Below are 17,426 nucleotides of genomic sequence, written 5' to 3'. Positions count from 1 at the left end.
ATTTTACTAATGCTACTTTAGCGCCATAGCATTCCTCCTTTAGGAGGATGTTCTTCGGGAAAATTGCCATATACCCTTATGTCAGACAAACAGATATCAGCAAAAGCATGCTGCTGAGCTCGGGGTGATATATGGCAAAGGGTGTAAAAAGCACGGTTGAAACACGATTAACCGGTAAGCGCTATCAAAAGTGTGTAGCGTCTCTTTTTTGCTGCGTTCTGTTACCGTTTTTAAACAGCGCGCTTGCGTTTAATGAAGCGCAATCTTCTCAGGCCCAACAAGCTGCACCACAGGCCTCTTTTGCCACTATTGTGGTCATTTACATAAAAATTGCGGGCACACCTCCACCAGGCACACCAGACTATTTAAAGTCCCCCAGCAATGAAGGGACAGCTGGCGCAAGTGTGGCGATAAAGGATGCTAATATCACGGGAAAATTTCTTGGTTATCAGTTTGAGCTAACTGAAATCAGTGTGCCTTCTATCGGCGAACTGCAAGCTTCTTTAGCTAAAACACGCCAGCACTCTGCTTCAGGTGCTAACGCAAATCACAAAGAAATAAGCAGCAATCAGCAAGGCAACATTGCACCCATTGTACTGCTGGACATGCGAAGCAGTGATAAGGTAAAGGCAGCCTCAATTAAGCCGTTGATTACCACTATTCAAAGCACGCTTCCTAATGCCGTATTTTTTAACGTAGCTAATAGCGATGATTTGCTGAGACAAAATTCTTGTCGCCTGCCCTTGTTTCATACGATCCCCAGTTATCAGATGAAAGCCGACGCGCTAGCCCAGTGGTTTCGCACTAAGCGTATTGACGAGATATTTGCAGTTTACGGAAAAACCGCTAACGATGATGCATACCTAGCCGCGTTCAAACGCAGCGCTAAAAAATTCAAGCTTTCACTGGTTGAAACTAAACAGTGGCAGGACAGTTTTGATTTACGCAGGGCTGCCTTTGCTGAAATCCCGCAATTTACGCGAACAACAGAAACCTATCAGGCTGTTTTTACCGCCGATAGCGCGGCACAATTCGCGTATAGCCTACCCTTTAACACCTATTATCCCGTACCTGTGGTAGGCGCTGCAGGCCTAAAAGCACTGGGTTGGCATTTTACCCACGAACAATGGGGCGCCCGTCAGCTTCAAAGCCGTTTTAACGACGGGTTTAACAGACACATGAATGAAGTCGACTTCGCTGCGTACCTTGCGGTAATGGCCGTAGCAAATGCTGCGCAGCAAGGAAGCGATTTAAAGCAGCAGGGAATTCTTAACACCTTGCTTAGCGACCACTACACACTGGGGGCTTATAAAGGTCGCCCTCTTTCTATTCGCCCCTACACCCACCAATTTCGCCAGCCTATTGCGCTGGCCCACGAAGACGCACTGGTGACTCATGCGCCCCTTGAAGGCTTTTTGCACCAAACCAACGAACTGGACACATTAGGCGCAACACACACTACCTGTAAGGACAAGTTATGAGCTATCGCTTTGCACTCTTGCTTGGCAGTTTAATGGCAACCTTTGCCTTAACACTTCCTCAAGCCTTTGCTCTTCCTCAAGCGTATGTCACCAACGAAAAAGACAACACGCTATCTGTCATTGATATGACGACATTTGATGTGGTTGAAACTATCGAGGTTGGAGAGCGACCCCGAGGGTTTATTTTAAGTGCAGACCAGTCCCACGCGTATATCTGTGCCTCTGATGCTGATCGCATTCAAATTATGGATTTGTCTACCCACTCTATAGTGGGCGATCTTCCCTCAGGTGCAGATCCTGAAACCATAGCTTTACACCCTAACGGCACCACTATTTACACGGCTAATGAAGACGATGCCCTCCTAACTGTTATCGATATTCCAACGGCTCAGGTCATTTCTCAGATAGATGTAGGCGTAGAGCCTGAGGGGCTGGCTGTGAGTCACGACGGCAGCATGATGGTCGTTACATCAGAAACCACTAACATGGTGCACTGGATAGATACCAAAACTCACGAAAATATTGCAAATAGCTTGGTTGATGCAAGACCCAGAGATGCTCACTTTACCAAAGATGACAAGTACCTTTGGGTAAGCTCGGAAATAGGTGGCACCGTTAGTATTTTCGATACTGCTACTAAGCAAAAAGTGAAGACCCTTTCCTTTGCTATTAAAGGCGTTTATCGCGACAAGGTTCAGCCAGTGGGTATTGTGCTTATGAAAGATAAGCCCTACGCCTTCGTGGCGCTTGGCCCAGCAAATCGCATAGCGGTCATCAATACCGATACCTTCGAAGTGGAAGACTACATTTTGGTTGGGCGACGAGTGTGGCAATTAGCGTTTAACCAAGATCAGTCTTTATTGCTGACCACTAACGGTGTGAGCGGTGATGTTTCTGTCATCAATACCAACACTTTAAACGTAGAGCATACGGTAAAAGTGGGGCGTTACCCTTGGGGCGTGGCGGTTAAATGGAAATAGCGGTTCAAGCGGTTTCACATCAGTACGGCAGCCACCACGCGCTAAATAATGTAAGCCTTTGTTTAAAACCAGGCTTAACCATGCTGCTTGGGCCAAATGGCGCAGGCAAAAGTACCTTATTTGCGCTAATTACGGGCCTTCAAAAGCTCATGCAAGGTAGCATTACCTTTGATGGTGCAAGCCTGTCTCAATCTCGCACAAACATTATGGCGAAAATGGGCGTGGTATTTCAGCAAAATACTTTAGATATCGACTTATCAGTAAAACAAAATTTATCCTACTTTGCTTCGCTCCACGGCATAAGTACCGCTAGCGCGCTATCTCATATTCAAGGCCTGCTCGACGAGCTCGACCTTACGACCAAGCTCAACACAAAAATTCGAAACTTGAATGGCGGGCACAGACGGCGGGTTGAGTTAGCTCGCTGCCTTATTCACAAGCCAACCTTGTTGCTATTAGACGAGCCAACCGTTGGCTTAGATATAGAATCCCGTCATCTTATTTTGCAGGTAGTACAAGCGCTCGCTCATTCCCAAAACGTAAGCGTACTGTGGGCCACCCATTTATTTGAAGAAGTGAAGCACAACAACAATCTGATAGTCTTATCAAAGGGGCGAGTGTTAGCCCACGATAAATGTGAAGCATTGTTAGCCAAATATCATCAACAAGATATTGAGCACCTTTGGCAGCATTTGATGCAGAAAGGCTCCTGATGTATTGGCGCTGTTTTGTGGGCGTACTTACCCGAGAGATGCTGAAGTTCTGGCAGCAACGCACACGCCTGTTAAGTGCATTGGTGCGCCCCCTGCTTTGGCTATTTGTTTTTGCCGCAGGGTTTCGTTCGGCGCTGGGTCTTTCAATGACCGAGCCTTACGAGAGTTATATTTTATACGAAGAGTATATTGTACCCGGGCTTGCCGCCATGATTGTGCTTTTTAATAGCATGCAAAGTTCATTGTCCATGGTGTACGACAGAGAAATGGGCAGCATGAAAGTATTGCTGTTAAGCCCGGTTCCCCGCCCTTTTCTGCTAGGCAGCAAGCTTATCGCCAACACCTTGGTAAGCGCTATTCAGGTGTACATCTTCTTTGCCTTTGCGCTTTTACTAGATGTACGCCTATCTGCGTTGGGATACGTTTATGCGTTGCCTGTTATTGCGCTACTGTCATTGTTTTTAGGTTCGTTAGGATTATTACTGGCAAACTATATTAAGCAACTAGAGAACTTTGCCGGGGTCATGAACTTTGTCATTTTCCCATTGTTCTTTCTATCAAGCGCCCTATACCCGCTTTGGAAAATGCGTGAGGCCAACGAATGGCTGTTTCAGATTTGCGCCTTTAACCCCTTTAGTAGCGGCGTAGAATTACTGCGATTTGCGCTCTATGAAAAACTCGAACACAACGCGCTTGCCGTTGTACTTTGCCTTACGGCTATCACTTTTATTTTCGCTGTGAGAAGCTTTCGCCCCAAAGCCTCAAAAGGGCGCTTCTCGTGATAAAAGCAAACCTAATCTGGGCTAATGAAAGCAATAAAATTGAAACGTTAAACGATAGTGACTGCTTACTTATTTTAACTACTCCCGAGTTATTAGCGAGCCAACTCTTTCACTTTTCAACACCCGCTAAGACATACATTGAGCAGGTTTTTGACGATGAAGGTTTTGCAGGAAATAAAGGCGAATGTGTATTCGTACAAGGCCTTAAGGCGTTTAAAGCAAGTTACATCCCTGATACTGAAAACAGCGGAAAAAACAAAATTAGCCAACAATTAGCTGAAGTAAAACGGGTGCTGTTTTATGGTGTCGATTTTGCGCTTTTTGAAGCGTCAGATGCCCACAACGTCTCTAGCCGTTCCTCGACTTTATCTAAAACTAATGACCCTTCCATGGTTAACCGCTCAAGCTACGCTAGCGATTCAAATTCTGCGTTTAATTCAAAAAGCAGCAGTGACTTGAGCCAAAATGACGCGCCAGCATTTCGCTACGTAGAACAGCAGTTCGATGCATTGTTTAAAAAGCTTAAAAGCGTGTCGGTAACCTTGGAAAAACTGTCGTTTATGGCGCTTTCTAGCACTGAAACAGTAAGCAGCGACCCTGTTAACTCCATTGCGAGCCACTCACAGTTTCTGAGTGCGCTACTTAGAAGCTATTTCAAGCATGGCTATCACTTTAAGGGCTATAAGACGAATAATCGTTCGTTTTCTAGCAGTCGAGCCCGCGATGGCAACAACACCGCAAATAGTGTTGAAAAAAACGACGCAAACAATGGAGCAATTAACCAAGCACTTGAGAATAGGGGCACGCTGTCTCTTGCATTAGATGCCAAGCATTTTAATACCGCGCAAAAGCATCTCGTTTCACACACTATAAGCTATGAAACGGCCCTGAATGACGCGATGACCTGGGCTAAAGATCTCGCCCACATGCCAGCCAGCTTATGTACGCCAGATTATCTGGCCGAACAAGCTCAGCATCTGGCGCAAACCTTTAAGACGGTTTCTTGCGATATCCTCAATGAAAGCACGCTAAAGCAGTTAGGTATGAACGGGTATTTAGCGGTAAACGCAGGCTCACAGTTCGCCGCTACCATGCCTATTCTTTGCTACACAGCCAAAGGTTTAGAGAATTCACCGCCGGTAGTGTTAATTGGCAAAGGCGTTACGTTTGACAGCGGCGGCATAACGTTAAAACGCAGCCCTGATATGCGCCATATGATTTACGACATGGCGGGGGCCGCCTGCGTATTGGGCGTCATTCAGGCTGTCGCCACACTGGGGTTAAATATAAATATTATTGGTATTGTGGCTAGCGCAGATAATGCGATTGATGGCAAAGCCTATCGCCCGGGTGACATTATCACCATGCACTCAGGAAAAACCGTGGAAGTCATGAGCACCGATGCAGAAGGGCGTATGCTTATGGCCGATGCAATCAGCTACGCGAAACAGTTCTCCCCCTCGGTTATTATTGATATTGCAACCCTAACCGGCGCAGCCATTAGCGCACTGGGGCACAAAGCCACTGCGCTTTTTAGCAACGCTCCAGCGCTCGAAAATGCGTTAGTTGAAGCGGGTGAACAGGCTAACGACAGGTGCTGGCCTTTCCCACTTTGGCCAGAATATCAAGACGCTATTACCTCTCAGCACGCGGATATGATGAATACGGGCATAAACTCTCCCGGTGCTATTTCGGCAGGCTGCTTTCTCTCTCGTTTTGCTGACGGCACGCCGTGGGCTCACCTCGATGTGGCAGGAACCGCTTTTACCTACACCAAATCGTTATCGGCAACCGGCCGCCCTATTCCTTTGCTGTTATCTTACTTAAGCCGCTGCGCTATCAAAAATAATCAATAAATCATCAAAATTCATGACAGTTCTCCTCCCTTAGGAGGATATCTGTTAACACATATTCAACATATACTCATTCATGCGTTTAATCATAAAAAAGAGGAACAACTATGTGGACTAAACCCCAATACACAGAAATGCGCCTTGGTTTTGAAGTAACTCTTTACATCAATAACCGCTAGGCAACGCCCTCTGGGATGATGAACAAAAAGGCTGCCTACGCAGCCTTTTTTTACTTGTAGTATGGAGTTGTTATGCACGTATTGATTCTTGGTGCTGCCGCCGGGGGTGGATTTCCGCAATGGAATTGTCACTGCCCCAATTGTAAGGGATTACGGGAAGGTAAAATAAAGGCGAAAGGCAGAACACAGTCGAGCATTGCTGTCAGTAGCGATGGCAACAACTGGGTTCTCATTAATGCCTCCCCCGATTTAAGGGAGCAGATAAATAGCCATCCGCAGCTGTGGCCCGACGCCCATGTGTCTCGCGGCACACGCATAAGCGCTATTGTGCTTACCGACAGTCAAATAGACCATACTACAGGCCTGCTAACATTGCGCGAAGGCTTACCCCTTCCCGTTTATTGTACCGATGTTGTGGCCGAAGACCTAACCACCAGCTTCCCGCTTTTTACCGTATTAAAACACTGGCACGGCGGACTGCAACAGCATTCAATTAATACCGATTATCATCAACGCTTTGTACCAAAGGGGGCAGAAGGCCTGACTTTCCAACCTGTGGTATTAGAGTCTAATGCGCCCCCTTATTCGACGTATCGCGACAACATTGTGCCGGGCAACAATATTGGCCTAAAGATAACTGACGACACCACGGGCAACGTGCTTTTTTATGCGCCGGGCTGCATGCAGGCAAACGACACAGTAAAACAAGTGATGCGTGAATCTCACTGCGTGCTATTTGACGGTACGCTGTGGGCCAATGAAGAAATGATAGATCACGGTTTCAGCAACAAGCTGGGCACGGATATGGGCCACATGCCGGTTAATGGAAAGGGCGGAGCCATAGCGCTTTTAAATGAATTTAACGTTGAGCGTAAAGTGCTTATTCATATCAACAACACAAATCGCGTGCTTGACGAAGACTCCAGTGCTTATCACAGCCTGTGTGAGCAGGGTATTGAATTGGCTTACGACGGTATGGAAATTGAGGTGTAGTAATGACAGAACACGCATGGTCGAGACAAGAATTCGAACAAAAACTGAGAGAAAAAGGCGCTTACTACCATATTCATCACCCCTTTCATAAACGTATGAATGAAGGACGCTGCAGCGTTGATGAAATTCAGGGCTGGGTGGCCAACCGACTGTATTATCAAATGGCGATACCGGTTAAAGACGCGGCAATTTTAGCGAATTGTGAAGACCAATCGGTACGCAGAACCTGGATCCAACGAATTATTGATCACGATGGACGGGAAGGTGAAGACGGACTGGGCGGCATAGAAGCCTGGTTGCGGTTAGGCGAAGCAGTAGGCTTGAACCGCAGTGAATTGCTTGATGAAACCCACCTGTTGCCAGCGGTTAAGTTTGCAGTAAATGCCTATGTGAATTTTGCCCGCCGTGCGTCATGGGAAGAGGCTGCCTGCTCATCATTAACTGAAATGTTTGCCCCTGAAATACATCAAAGCCGACTAGATACCTGGCCTTTGCACTATACATGGATTGATAGTGAAGGCTTTACCTACTTTCAAATGCGGTTAAGTCAGGCGCGCCGTGATGTAGAGCATGGCCTGCAGATTACCCTTGACCACTTTATTACCCGACAACAGCAAGAACATGCGCTCAATATACTGCAGTTCAAAATTGATATTTTGTGGAGCATTGCTGATGCCATTTGCTTTGCCTATGAATATAAGAGAAAGCCGTTTGATGGTATTGCCGACCAGCGGGTGTGCCATAAAGGGAGGTTTTAATGATGTCGAAATTAGAGTCGCAAACCCAGCACCACTTAGATGCTGATAGCGTCGGTGCTGATAACGTGGAAGGTAACATTGAAAATAGCAGCAGTCACAACAACGAGGGCGGCCGAAAAAGAGACAAAACAGCTTCTTTAAACCCGCTTTTTCGCATGCAGTACGAGAACGCTCAGGGTTGTTATGTTTTGTTGTTCCCCGAAGGAATGATCAAACTTAATCCTTCTGCGGCAGAAATTCTTAAGCGAGTAGATGGCCGAAATACGGAAGATGCTATTTGTGCTGAGCTTCGCCAGGCGTTTCCAGATGCACCTGAAGATTTAGAAGAAGATGTTCACGCATTTCTACTTCATGCCGAGCAAAAGAAGTGGATCCGCTATGACGAATAATACAGACGTTGAGTTACAAACCGACGTACCAAATACCATAACGCCTCCGCTGTGGCTCCTAGCCGAAATTACTTATCAGTGCCCATTGCATTGCCCCTATTGCTCAAACCCAGTAAATATGGAAGAAACATTTAATGAGCTCTCTACTGAGCATTGGGAGCGTGTACTGCGTGAAGCGCGGGAAATGGGCGCCGTGCAATTGGGCTTTTCTGGCGGAGAGCCATTGCTTCGAAAAGACTTGGCGCACTTGGTCGCTTATGCGCGGGCTTTGGGTTTTTACACCAACTTGATCACCTCTGGCATTGGCATGACAGAAAAACGTATTGCCAAACTCAAAGAAGCCGGCCTTGATCACATTCAGTTGAGCTTTCAGGCAGCCAATGCCGAAGTCAACGACTTAATAGGCAATAAGCGCCACTCATTTGAACAAAAACTTAAAATTGCGAAGCTGGTAAAACAATACAACTACCCTATGGTGCTCAACTTCTGTATTACCGCGCAGAACATTCACGAAATAGAAGACGTGATGGTGCTCAGCGAGCAGCTGAACGCTGATTTTGTCGAGCTGGCAACCGTACAGTATTATGGCTGGGCCTATGAAAACAGAGACCATTTGCTGCCTACATCACAGCAGCTACAGGAAGCTGAGGCCGCAGTGAACCGCTATCGAGCACAGCAAAACGGCAAGGGGCCAACCTTCATATTTGTGTCGCCCGACTACTACGAATCTCGCCCAAAGGCGTGCATGAATGGCTGGGGTACAACGTTTTTAACCGTAACGCCAGATGGCAGTGCCCTTCCTTGTCACAGCGCAAAGATATTGCCCCTTCGTTTTCCTAATGTAAAAGAACGCTCGTTGCACGATATTTGGCACCAAGACTTTAGCTTCAATCATTTCCGTGGCGATAGTTGGATGCCATCCCCCTGTAAAGACTGCGATGAAAAAGACAAAGACTTTGGCGGCTGCCGGTGCCAGGCCTACCTGCTAACAGGTGATATGTATAAGACAGATCCGGTTTGCAGTAAGTCGCCTGATCACCATTTGATGAAAGGCATTACCGATAAAGCAGGTACTGCACCGTCGAAGGCACTTCAGTATCGGAAGGTGGAAAAGCCGATTCCCATTCTAGAAGTAAATACATCAAGCTAAGTGTTTGGGATAAATACTATGTGGCGAGTACGAAGTGGTGAGCGCTGAGTGGTAAGAGAGACTGTAAACCCGTAATGATAAAAGTGTATGTCTGAATTTCATTTCATTGATGCCGGTTCTTGGTCAAAAGTGCATAGCGTTGTTTTTGCGCTAAGAACCCCTGCAGCAGGCCACACTGGGTTGTCTCATTTAGCTGAGCACATGAGCTTTCGACGCTCTCACCACTACCCCGCTGCCCACGAGCTTTTTACGGCCAATACACTTCTGCCCGTCACTATTAACGCTACCACGCTCGCCCAGTACACCTTCTTTTTCGCCTCGTCTGATAAAGCGAATGTACTGCTTGATGCTATACATTACCTGTACTGTGGCCTGCTTAACCGGGATTACGGTACCGATGAGGTTACTTTGGAGCGTGACGGGGTTATTTTTAAAGAGCTCGCCATGTTAGAGGCAAACAGCGACTATGCGTTAAACGCCGCTATTCGATTAGCCGATACCGATAAAAATGCCTATCAACACGCAGGTGGTTTTACACAAACCATAGGCAGCAACAGTATTCAAGCGCTTCAAGACTACAAACGCCTGTGGTATCAGCCAAACAATATTACTACGCTGGTTTACAGCGATTCCCCCCTATTATTTGAACAGTGCAAAGAGGTGGTCACAGCCCTGAGCGCAACGAAAACCCTGAGCGAAAAAACAGCCCTGAGCGCCGAAACAGCCTTGAGCGCGGAAACAGCCTTGAACGAGAAAGCGGCTTTAAGCGAAGGTCCAACCCTGAACAGAGACGCCCCTCTGAATCAGCACTCACCTCAACGCGAACACTCACATTTAGACAATGAAGCCACTCTTGATGCGCAAACGACAAAAGGCGAAAACGAATCAATAAGGCATGTATTAACCTGGTGGTTTCCTCAGTGCTTTCTAAATGGTTTACAGAAGCAAGAAGCAACGCTTAACACTGTAGCAGGCCCTGAAAACACCTTATTTATTGACCCCGAAATTAATCAACAAGGTAACTTTGCAATTCGCCTCGTCACAAAAGAAGCGATTAAAGAAGAAGCAAGAGAGTTTTCAAGAGAAGCTGCACCAAGGCTTTTAAAAAAACTGACACATAAGCAGACAAAGGGTAGTAATAATCAAGAGTTGGAACGACCAAAAGATGTCGTATCCACGTGTCTCGCCTCATTAGATATCGCGCCTTCAAACCCGATGCCAGACACTGATAAACACGCAGAAGGTGTAGGTGTAGCCATTCGTTATTTTGCGCAATTAACGAATGGGTTGTCTTTGAACGAGCGTGCCGCCAAAGATTGTGCCACCAAAAGCGCTTATTTGGCGAGTGCTAATAAGGTATCGCACTCCTATTTGGGGGCTCTACCTTCACCTGAAAAGTCAATCGCTCTCGAGCGGATTAGAAAGGCACGCAAAGACTTTTCCGCGCGAGCCAGCGCTCCCAATATCGACCAAGCGCTTTTCCTACCGCGTCTTGTCTCCAAGTACCAACATTTTATTACTTTAGAGAACTTGCCTTCGCTCCCACGGTTGTTACACCCCCTCGCTAGAAACACCACTGCTTTAGCGCAATTTAACGCTGAGCAAATTGCTTCGGACTTAGCACCATTTTTAAACCCGTCCCCCTCCACAACAGTAGAGTCAGTGCCTCTAAATTCAGCCTCGCACTGGGTGTATCGCATTGCTTTCTATCAACAGGCAAGACTACACAAGGTATTGGCACACCACCTTTTCTGGCAACCAAGAACCTCGGGAGAATGCTACGCACTAGGCGCTGCGACTTATGAAAATAACCTGTATTTGTTTGGTGCAAGCGATACAAATATCAAAGAGCGTAAAAGCTGGTGCAATACGATTTTGTCGATGCCCATATAGGGAAATTCGGGAAAAAACACTGCTACCAATTTATGATACTTCCTCCCTCTTAAGGAGGATATTTTTAGGGAATGGTTAGGGCAATACTAAAGCTATAATCAATAACCAAGCAGTCAATAGCATGCCTACGCGAATTTCAACAAACAGCTCTAGCCAAAACGTTTCACAACTCCCAACACATCAACTTGCCCGTTCACCATTTGCTCTTGCGATTATTGCAAGCGCGATAACCTATGCGTTTAGTTCCACTGCGGGCGCTACCATTGCACTAGATCGCTACGAGGTTATAGAGGTGCAGGGAGCGACGCCGCTTAGCGCCAACAACAATAACTCCGCCGTATTTGGCAACGTTCAAACACTCACTCAAGATGACATTGAAGGGAGCGTTAACCGTTCACTACCAGAGCTACTCAAAACTCAGCTGGCAAGCGTGAACCTAAACGATGTTCAAAACAATCCGTTCCAACCCGACCTGCAATATCGCGGGTTTACTGCCTCTCCGCTGCTTGGCCTACCTCAGGGCATTTCGGTGTACCTAAACGGCGGTCGGGTTAATGAAGCGTTTGGCGATACCGTGCATTGGGACCTAATGCCGCTAGATGCTATCGATACCGTTTCTTTATACTCGGGTTCAAACCCGATGTTTGGCCAGAACACGCTAGGTGGCGCCCTTGCGCTAACAACGAAAACAGGGTTTAGTTTCAACGCCAATGAAATCGATTTACAAGCTGGTCAATTTGGTCAGAAAGCCGCGTCTGTGGAATCAGGTGGTCACAACGATCACTGGGCATATTATGTGAACCTGAATCACTATGAGGAAGATGGCTGGCGTGACTATTCGCCATCTGAAGTGCAGCAATTATTTACGTCCCTTGCTTATAAAAGTGACAAGATGCATCTCGACATGAACCTGTTTATGGCCGATAACGAATTACTTGGCAACGGTGCATCACCTATTGAACTGCTGGATATTGAAGGCAGAGAAGCGGTCTACACCCACCCCGATCAGACCAACAACGAACTTACGCACGTTAATATCACTGGTGATTTTGTTCTAACTGACACCCTATATTTAACCGCCAATATGTTTTATCGCGACACACAAACTCAATCAATCAACGGCGATGACAGTGATTTTGGTGCCTGCCAGTTCGCTGATGGACGCGTAACACTGTGTGAATTTGAAGATGATGACGACGATGATGATGCTCCGCTTAATAGTGATGATGATGGCGACGACGATGATGACGATGATTTGCCTGTTGTAGGAGAAGGCGACGATATAGAAGCGGTTGAATTTATTGGCTTTGATGACGACACCGCGCTTGCCGAAATATCAGATGTGGACGCAGATGAACTTGATGGTACATACAATACGGGCCGCACAGACGCCAAAGCGACTGGGTTATCTTTTCAGCTAGCAAAACAATATGCCTTAAGCGGCTTCAGTTCAGAGTTAATTGTTGGTGCCAGCTACACCAAAGGAGATGTTAACTACGCCGCTGATACTACATTTGGTATTTTGGAAAACGAATCTGCACAAGACTCACGCACCGTTTTACCCATCGACGGGCTCATGGCACAAGAAGCCAGGGTTAGATTAGATGTAGACACCACCGCATGGTCGCTATTTTTCATGAATAGTACACAGCTCTCTTCAGCCGTATCACTCAATCTTGGTGGACGTTTTAACCGAGACCATATTGTTATGGAAGACCTGATTGATGACGGTGAAGGTTCATTGGACGGTAATCACCGTTTTACCCAATTTAACCCAGCGGTAGGTGTAGACATTACTATTGATGAGCAAAGCCAGCTTAATCTTGCAATCAGCCAGTCTTCAAGAACGCCAAGCCCAGCAGAGTTAAGCTGTGCAGATGAAGACGACCCGTGCCGCTTACCGAACGGTTTTGTGGCCGATCCTCCTCTTGATCAGGTGGTCACCCAAACTATTGAAGCGAACTACACCACACGCATTGATAACATCGACCTGATGCTAAATGTTTTTCATAGTAGGAGTAAGGACGACATTATCTTCCAACAAGCTGGCTCTGTTGCCTCTCGCGGATACTTTATTAACGTTGATGAAACCCAGCGTCAGGGCGTTGAATTCAGCGTAGGATCAACGTGGGAAAAACTAACCTACCGGTTAAACTACAACTATCTTAACGCAACCTATGAATCGACATTCACGTCGTTTAGCCCCTTTAACCCTCAGGGTCCAGACAGACTCGTAACGCCAGGTGACAAAATTCCAGGCCAGCCAGAGCATTTAGTCAAGCTCTACGCAGATTACGCCTTAACGGATAAAGCGCGTTTAGGGGCAGAAGTTATTTCAGCATCTAGTCAGTACTTTAGAGGCGATGAGGCTAACGAAAATGAAAAGATTGACGGATACGTTATTGCAAACATTTATGCATCGTACCGTTTCAACGACACATTTACCGCATCGCTACGTGTGAACAACCTGTTTGACAAAGACTATGAAACCTTCGGCACTTATGGCGAGGCGGATGAGGTATTAGAAGACATTTATCCCGACGTAGAAGGTGCAGAGTTCGTGGGCCCCGCACAACCGCGAATGGTCAGTGTAAATCTAAAAGCGAGATTCTAATAAGGTAGCAGTTGTTACTACACGCGCTTTTATTCACACAAAAGCTGCAAAAAAAATCAAAAAACGCGACTTACTTTTTCACAGTAGTCGCGTTTTTTATCATTTATACATTTAATTTTCCCGCTACTAAAGAAGGAGATTAACACGCCTTACGGCCAATGGTTCAAAATTCAATAAAACCTATTATCAATTTACTGGACACCGAAAAGCATTAAAACCAGTCGAAAATAACAACAAAAAGCCACTGTAATTAATCAACACTACCAATATTGGGACAGTAAAATGAAAAAGAATACATTTACAAAAACCTGTTTATCTATTGCCATTTTAAGCACAGTCAGTAGCCATAGTTTTGCCCAGGACGAGCCCTATTCATGGAATATCTCTGGGTGGATAAACGAAGGCTTAACCTATTACGACGACGGTGTGGGTAGTGATGTGGCACAACTGTCAGACAACGGTACAACGCTAGGCAGCCGTATTACGCTTTCAGGAAACTATAAACTGGAAGAACAAGGCATGGACGTGGGCTTTGAGGTCATTATTGAACCTCTTTCAGGCGCACCCAACTACGCCGGTGGTGGCCATCAAACCCCGCTTTTGTTTGCCAATCAGGATAACTTAGACACCTTCAACGGCGGCGACATAGGCCTGTTGGGCAGTAGCCTCTACTTTGGTGGCGACTGGGGTAAAATCACCATTGGTTTACAAAGCCTTCCCACCGATAACATTGCCGTTCTAGCCGATCCTTCTGGCACAATCTGGTCGGGAATTTCTCCATTATTTAGAGCTAATGGCTTCTATATTCGAGGCGTAGAAGAAGGTTCAACCAATGTCGCGTGGGGTCAATTTGCTCAGTGTCTGGCAACACCTGGTTTGGGTATAGGGCTAGATTGTAACGGGATTTACCGTAATGGCGTACGCTACGATCTTCCTCAAATGGGCAATGTGAGTATTGCAGTTGGTTATGCAAACGACGAAATCTACGATATTGCGGTTAAATATGCTGCTGAACACGAAGGCTTCAAAACTAACCTTCACGCAGGTTACTCAGTGAATAAAGATGGCGGTAGCAATGTTGGGGGCAACAGTTCAACTACGCTGCAACTGCAAACTGGCGTCATGCATCTTGAATCAGGAGTATTTGGGGTAGCCACTTATCAGATGGAAGAAGCTGACGACGCGATTGTTGGCTCGGGTGACGATACGGATGCCTATTACTTTAAAGCAGGCATAAGAAAACAGTTTAATCGCTTTGGTGATTCTGCTTTCTATGCTGAATATGCAAGTTATAACGACCAATACGGCATGGCGCATTTAGATGGCGTTACCGGCTCAGAGCTTAGTCAGTGGGGTGTTGCAGCAGAACAATATTTTGGCTCGCGCTTCTTGGTGTACGCGAAATACGAAAATCTAAGTTTAGATATTGATGGTTCAGAATCTGCGCAAGGAATTTATAACAGCGCAGAAGACTTAACGCTAATTCAACTAGGTGGCACTGTGTTCTTTTAATTGAGAGTTAAAAATCAGTCATATTTTAACATTGAACTTATATCTAATTATTCTGAAATTTAAAAATTACTCGATTCATTTAATCAATGATAAAAAACTGATTAATTTTACACTTAAATAAGAAATTAAAATTAAGCTAAAAGATATGACATAAAAAAGCGAGATTCACTCTCGCTTTTCCTATTGAAAAAGGAAAGATCATGAAAAATATATCTCTATTTTCATTACGTTCAGCTCGACCCATTCTGTTAGCCCTACTTTTCATAACGACAGTACATATCGCAGACGCACAGGTCATATTTCAGGAGGACAAAAACAATTTCATTCGCCTTGTTGAAAAGCCCAGCGAAGCAGACAGTGACATGCGTGCCAACCAACACCCTTTTACGATGCACGAGCAGGATGTATCCGCCATACTTAGCGCTATTCAGGTGGTTAAGAACAAAAATACGTCAACACCGCTTTTTTCCAACGAACAAGTTACGTTACTTGCAGCCTATCTGCCTGAGGCGCTGCGAACAGCGACTGCTCAGCAAGACGTAATTTTTGCCCTTAGTAAAGAGAAGCGCTATTTGGCAGGCCTTAAAACACAAACGTATTACGTTGCAGGCAGTATTTTCATCACAGACGATCACCTCAATATTCTTATTGGCGAGTTCGACAAAGTAGCCAATAAAGCCTACGAAATGGCTTATGATCCTACTTCTCAGGGCTTGGTAAAATACGACTTTGATTTTGGTAATCGGAAACAAGCAAAGTTCTCATTCGATTCCCCACTCTCTTTTTCCGCACCTGGTATAGAACTGAAAATGAAAAATCGCTTCGATTGGGTGGTCGCACCGACTCAGCTGGCATTTGAAGCACCTGTAGAAAAGGAAACACTTTCCCCAGCGAATAGGGAAAACACACCCAGTAAGAAAAACGTAGCTGGCTCAGCCCCCTCACCAGCAGAAAACGATATCGTTGCTCGTTTTAAACGGTTAGATGCACTAAAAAAGGCAAACCTAATTAGCGAAACAGAATACGCCGAAAAAAGAAGACAGTTACTTGACGAGTTATAGAACGAAAGTCCCGTCAGTACTGGTCTTACGTGCTTTTTTATTATAAGCCATTGGTCTTATTAGGCCTGATTTAATGTTATATTAATGTTAACATTGTAAACACGTGAAGTGACTGTTTAGCTTTTAATATTTCGGGGAATTTGGTCACTTTGAATCGTTTCATTTACGCCACAATTTTGTCTTACTAAAAGGCTTATGTGTGAATAAAACGCCAGCCCAAATAAGTCACAAGGCCAGCGGCAAATGTCGCTTTTTTAGCTGAGGGAAAGACCATGCACCGTATCTTGATAATTGACGACCACCCTATTTTTCGTCACGCAATGATTACTATCTTAGGGAAAAAGTTTCCCGACTCAGAAACCCTCGAAGCCAATTCAATTTCTGAAGCGTTAACGTTACTAGAGCAAGACGCGAAGTTCGACTTAATCATGCTTGATTTAAATATGCCTGAAACCTGTGGCCTAAACGGACTTTTGGAAATTCGAAACCAACACCCTAACGTACCTGTAGTGATTATTTCCGCTGAAACGGAAAAGCAAAATATACTGCAAACCATTTCTTACGGTGCCGTTGGCTTTATTTCAAAAAGCAGCAAGATTGAAGAAATAGCCACATCTATCGAGAGTATTTTTGAAGGGAACGTGTGCTTACCATCAGAGATATTGAGAACGCCGTCTACCAGAACACGCATGACCAATGACAACGGTATTTCGCCGGAGCAAATTCGTTCATTAACACGAAAAGAGCTGACCGTACTGAAATATCTAACTCAAGGGTTAGCCAATAAAGTGATTGCCTATGAGCTTAATATTTCTGAAACCACGGTTAAGTCTCACGTCTCATCTATTCTCAAAAAATTAGGCGCCAGCAACCGAGTAAAGGTTGTGGCCAGTGCCGCGAATATCGACTTTAACCAATACGTCTTTAATTAAGACCTGTTGCTCTTTGCTATGCATCAAAGATTAACGATGGAATGGTCTCCCCCCTCAAACGGCATCGCAATGTGCCAAACTTGGAATTGAACAATCAAGTTAACAAGGTGAGGAGACCCAAATGGATATTACAACG

At 45.6% G+C, this 17,426-nt stretch carries 15 protein-coding genes; all 15 read left to right on the top strand.

Going from position 1 to position 17,426, the window contains the following annotated elements:
- The first annotated feature begins 131 nt into the window (after positions 1-131).
- The gene (locus tag F0261_RS09675; RefSeq protein ID WP_253819381.1) at positions 132-1,481 is read left to right on the top strand and encodes an ABC transporter substrate-binding protein; all 1,350 of its coding nucleotides are present in this window, start codon (positions 132-134) and stop codon (positions 1,479-1,481) included.
- Positions 1,478-2,461: a PQQ-dependent catabolism-associated beta-propeller protein gene (locus F0261_RS09670; RefSeq protein ID WP_171337843.1), complete on the top strand. Its 984-nt coding sequence runs from the start codon at positions 1,478-1,480 to the stop codon at positions 2,459-2,461. Before F0261_RS09675 ends, F0261_RS09670 begins: the two co-directional genes overlap by 4 nt.
- Positions 2,452-3,174, top strand: coding sequence for an ATP-binding cassette domain-containing protein (locus tag F0261_RS09665; RefSeq protein ID WP_171337842.1), 723 nt, complete (start codon positions 2,452-2,454; stop codon positions 3,172-3,174). Before F0261_RS09670 ends, F0261_RS09665 begins: the two co-directional genes overlap by 10 nt.
- The gene (locus F0261_RS09660; protein WP_171337903.1) at positions 3,174-3,956 is read left to right on the top strand and encodes an ABC transporter permease; all 783 of its coding nucleotides are present in this window, start codon (positions 3,174-3,176) and stop codon (positions 3,954-3,956) included. Before F0261_RS09665 ends, F0261_RS09660 begins: the two co-directional genes overlap by 1 nt.
- Positions 3,953-5,812: a leucyl aminopeptidase gene (locus tag F0261_RS09655; RefSeq protein ID WP_171337841.1), complete on the top strand. Its 1,860-nt coding sequence runs from the start codon at positions 3,953-3,955 to the stop codon at positions 5,810-5,812. Before F0261_RS09660 ends, F0261_RS09655 begins: the two co-directional genes overlap by 4 nt.
- Before the next feature lie 104 nt (positions 5,813-5,916).
- Positions 5,917-5,988, top strand: coding sequence for a pyrroloquinoline quinone precursor peptide PqqA (gene pqqA, locus F0261_RS20220; protein WP_071953288.1), 72 nt, complete (start codon positions 5,917-5,919; stop codon positions 5,986-5,988).
- A gap of 72 nt (positions 5,989-6,060) precedes the next feature.
- Positions 6,061-6,981 carry a pyrroloquinoline quinone biosynthesis protein PqqB gene (gene pqqB / locus F0261_RS09645; RefSeq protein ID WP_171337840.1) on the top strand — a complete coding sequence of 307 codons (921 nt, stop codon included), beginning with the start codon at positions 6,061-6,063 and terminating at the stop codon, positions 6,979-6,981.
- Positions 6,982-6,983: 2 nt separating this feature from the next.
- On the top strand, positions 6,984-7,739 hold the full coding sequence (gene pqqC / locus F0261_RS09640; protein WP_171337839.1) for a pyrroloquinoline-quinone synthase PqqC: 756 nt from the start codon (positions 6,984-6,986) through the stop codon (positions 7,737-7,739).
- A complete protein-coding gene (gene pqqD / locus F0261_RS09635) occupies positions 7,739-8,128 on the top strand; it encodes a pyrroloquinoline quinone biosynthesis peptide chaperone PqqD (RefSeq protein WP_171337838.1) in 390 nt (129 codons plus the stop codon). Before pqqC ends, pqqD begins: the two co-directional genes overlap by 1 nt.
- Positions 8,118-9,278 (top strand): pyrroloquinoline quinone biosynthesis protein PqqE, encoded by a 1,161-nt coding sequence (pqqE, locus tag F0261_RS09630; protein WP_171337837.1) that lies wholly within the window; start codon positions 8,118-8,120, stop codon positions 9,276-9,278. Before pqqD ends, pqqE begins: the two co-directional genes overlap by 11 nt.
- An 87-nt stretch (positions 9,279-9,365) precedes the next feature.
- Complete coding sequence (locus F0261_RS09625; RefSeq protein ID WP_171337836.1) at positions 9,366-11,171, top strand: insulinase family protein; 1,806 nt, start codon at positions 9,366-9,368, stop codon at positions 11,169-11,171.
- A 121-nt stretch (positions 11,172-11,292) separates the two neighbouring features.
- Positions 11,293-13,785 carry a TonB-dependent receptor gene (locus tag F0261_RS09620; RefSeq protein WP_171337835.1) on the top strand — a complete coding sequence of 831 codons (2,493 nt, stop codon included), beginning with the start codon at positions 11,293-11,295 and terminating at the stop codon, positions 13,783-13,785.
- Positions 13,786-14,067: 282 nt separating this feature from the next.
- The gene (locus F0261_RS09615; RefSeq protein WP_171337834.1) at positions 14,068-15,297 is read left to right on the top strand and encodes a porin; all 1,230 of its coding nucleotides are present in this window, start codon (positions 14,068-14,070) and stop codon (positions 15,295-15,297) included.
- 200 nt (positions 15,298-15,497) lie between these two features.
- Positions 15,498-16,358, top strand: a complete 861-nt coding sequence (locus tag F0261_RS09610) for a hypothetical protein (RefSeq protein ID WP_171337833.1) — start codon at positions 15,498-15,500, stop codon at positions 16,356-16,358.
- A gap of 272 nt (positions 16,359-16,630) precedes the next feature.
- Positions 16,631-17,290, top strand: a complete 660-nt coding sequence (locus F0261_RS09605; RefSeq protein WP_014950680.1) for a response regulator transcription factor — start codon at positions 16,631-16,633, stop codon at positions 17,288-17,290.
- Positions 17,291-17,426 lie beyond the last annotated feature (136 nt).

Source organism: Alteromonas sp. 07-89-2, assembly GCF_013113925.1.
Lineage (GTDB): Bacteria > Pseudomonadota > Gammaproteobacteria > Enterobacterales > Alteromonadaceae > Alteromonas > Alteromonas macleodii.
The sequence above is the reverse complement of the archived record's forward strand: the minus strand, read 5'-3'. Positions and strand labels throughout refer to the sequence as shown.

What these genes read in the sequence shown, in the direction of transcription:
- F0261_RS09675 (WP_253819381.1), top strand. Translation starts at nt 132, where the DNA reads ATGGCAAAGGGTGTAAAAAGCACGGTTGAAACACGATTAACCGGTAAG.
- F0261_RS09670 (WP_171337843.1), top strand. Translation starts at nt 1,478, where the DNA reads ATGAGCTATCGCTTTGCACTCTTGCTTGGCAGTTTAATGGCAACCTTT.
- F0261_RS09665 (WP_171337842.1), top strand. Translation starts at nt 2,452, where the DNA reads ATGGAAATAGCGGTTCAAGCGGTTTCACATCAGTACGGCAGCCACCAC.
- F0261_RS09660 (WP_171337903.1), top strand. Translation starts at nt 3,174, where the DNA reads ATGTATTGGCGCTGTTTTGTGGGCGTACTTACCCGAGAGATGCTGAAG.
- pqqB (WP_171337840.1), top strand. Translation starts at nt 6,061, where the DNA reads ATGCACGTATTGATTCTTGGTGCTGCCGCCGGGGGTGGATTTCCGCAA.
- pqqC (WP_171337839.1), top strand. Translation starts at nt 6,984, where the DNA reads ATGACAGAACACGCATGGTCGAGACAAGAATTCGAACAAAAACTGAGA.
- pqqD (WP_171337838.1), top strand. Translation starts at nt 7,739, where the DNA reads ATGATGTCGAAATTAGAGTCGCAAACCCAGCACCACTTAGATGCTGAT.
- pqqE (WP_171337837.1), top strand. Translation starts at nt 8,118, where the DNA reads ATGACGAATAATACAGACGTTGAGTTACAAACCGACGTACCAAATACC.
- F0261_RS09625 (WP_171337836.1), top strand. Translation starts at nt 9,366, where the DNA reads ATGTCTGAATTTCATTTCATTGATGCCGGTTCTTGGTCAAAAGTGCAT.
- F0261_RS09620 (WP_171337835.1), top strand. Translation starts at nt 11,293, where the DNA reads ATGCCTACGCGAATTTCAACAAACAGCTCTAGCCAAAACGTTTCACAA.
- F0261_RS09615 (WP_171337834.1), top strand. Translation starts at nt 14,068, where the DNA reads ATGAAAAAGAATACATTTACAAAAACCTGTTTATCTATTGCCATTTTA.
- F0261_RS09610 (WP_171337833.1), top strand. Translation starts at nt 15,498, where the DNA reads ATGAAAAATATATCTCTATTTTCATTACGTTCAGCTCGACCCATTCTG.
- F0261_RS09605 (WP_014950680.1), top strand. Translation starts at nt 16,631, where the DNA reads ATGCACCGTATCTTGATAATTGACGACCACCCTATTTTTCGTCACGCA.